The organism is Clostridia bacterium (assembly GCA_036562685.1).
In the GTDB taxonomy this organism is placed as follows: Bacteria; Bacillota; Clostridia; order Christensenellales; family DUVY01; genus DUVY01.
In genome coordinates this window covers 1-1,623 of record DATCJR010000137.1, presented here as the reverse complement: position 1 = coordinate 1,623, position 1,623 = coordinate 1, and the positions used below count along the sequence as shown (strand labels likewise).

Annotated in this window: 3 protein-coding genes and 1 tRNA gene; all 4 read right to left on the bottom strand. The window is 34.9% G+C overall.

The genetic code is table 11. From position 1 onward, the window contains the following. Nucleotides 1-170 (bottom strand): NUDIX domain-containing protein (locus VIL26_06190; GenBank protein HEY8390519.1); only part of this gene is annotated, 170 nt, incomplete at its 3' end. 118 nt (nucleotides 171-288) lie between these two features. Next, on the bottom strand, nucleotides 289-663 hold the full coding sequence (locus VIL26_06185; GenBank protein ID HEY8390518.1) for a DedA family protein: 375 nt from the start codon (nucleotides 661-663) through the stop codon (nucleotides 289-291). Nucleotides 664-680: 17 nt separating this feature from the next. Continuing rightward, entirely contained in the window at nucleotides 681-890 is a 210-nt protein-coding gene (locus VIL26_06180; GenBank protein HEY8390517.1) for a hypothetical protein, read from the bottom strand. Nucleotides 891-1,046: 156 nt separating this feature from the next. Further along, a tRNA-Ser gene (locus VIL26_06175) sits at nucleotides 1,047-1,140 on the bottom strand. Between the last annotated feature and the right edge of the window lie 483 nt (nucleotides 1,141-1,623).

Here is a 1,623-nt window from a genome sequence, read left to right as displayed (position 1 = left end):
TTGCCTCCCTGTACATGCCCCTGAATGGGAATTTCATCGTATTTTATTTTTCCAGCGGGAACGTTCCAGACATTCGGAGCGACCTTGCAATGGGGAGCCCGTTTGGTAAGAAGAACTTTGCCTTCATGAAGTAAAATAATTTCCACGGAAATTCGGTAATTAGGATACATAAAATCTCCTCCAGATTTTATATATTTCATGCACATAACTCATTTCTCCATATCTTAGCAAAATTCCTTTTTGTTTATCATAAACAAAAAAGCCTATTTTCGGCTTCCTTAATTCCATTCAAATTTTTAATTTTTTCTTAAGCAAAACGAACCCCAATATCAAAAAAATCAGTGCATCGGTAGTCAGTGAATAATAATCCAGGTACAAGACAATCTTTTCCCATGCATTCCCGGCGAGCCTTCCCAGAAAAACCAGCACCGTGTTCCAGATAAACGTGCCTATTACGGTAAAACACAAAAAAATAGTTATTTTCATCTTTGCCATGCCTGCAGGGATTGAGATTATGCTTCTCATAAGAGGTATAAGTCTGCAAATCAAAACAGCTTTGCTGCCGTGTCTATTAAACCATTGCAGGGCTTTTCTTAAATCTTCTTTTTTAAAACGAAACACCTTAAAAAATCCTTTGTTAAAAAAACTTTCTAGCCTACTCATTGTCAGCTTTCGGCCTATCATGTACAAAAAAACGCTCCAGCCACCGCACCTAAAGTAGCGGATACAATAACCCCCCATACGCTCAATTTCGTATAAATGGTCATAAAACCACCAAAAAGCAGAATTACTTCAGAAGGTATGGGCGGGAAAATATTTTCTATGGTGATTAGCAAAAAGATGCCGACATAACCATAATTGTTGATAATATCTATGACAAATTCCTGCATTATATTTTCCTCCGCTGTCCATCACTTTATTTCGCTTTCTCATATAATCATTCTTCTATCATAAAAACGCACGAGTCTTCACCTTTATTTAAAGACCACATCCCTATCTTACGTAGTAGTAATCTCGGAATGTGGTCATGTGGACAAAAATAAAAATGGCGGAGAGAGCGGGATTCGAACCCGCGAGACGGGCTTAACACCCGTCTACTCGATTTCCAGTCGAGCGCCTTCGACCACTCCTGCCAAATCCTTTATTTTACTTCATTTTCACTAAAAATAACTCTTTTTAGTCCATATGACCTTGTAGTTTATTATACTATCTTTATTAAAAATATCGAGGCATTAAATTCCTATATTCACAACAAATACCTAATACTTAAACCCAAAAAGATCCAAAAATGAAAAATTCAAATCAGAAAATTATTAACTATTTTCACTAAATACGTTATAATTTAACTATAGTCTATTATGTTTATACACGCTTTCGTTAATTTAGTAATGATCAACGGAGGGAAGTCTAATGGAACTATTTCTTTTATTCTTGCTTTTCAGTGTCGCGATCCCTGCAACTTTAATAGCCCTATGTATTCTCTTAAAAATTAACTATAAATATGAAGGAAAACATTTTTCAATTACCATAAGAACAGGCCAAAACAATAACAATTAATCTTAACATTTCATAATTTACCTTATCACCCTGTCTTTTTAATGAAATTGTGATATAATATATCAG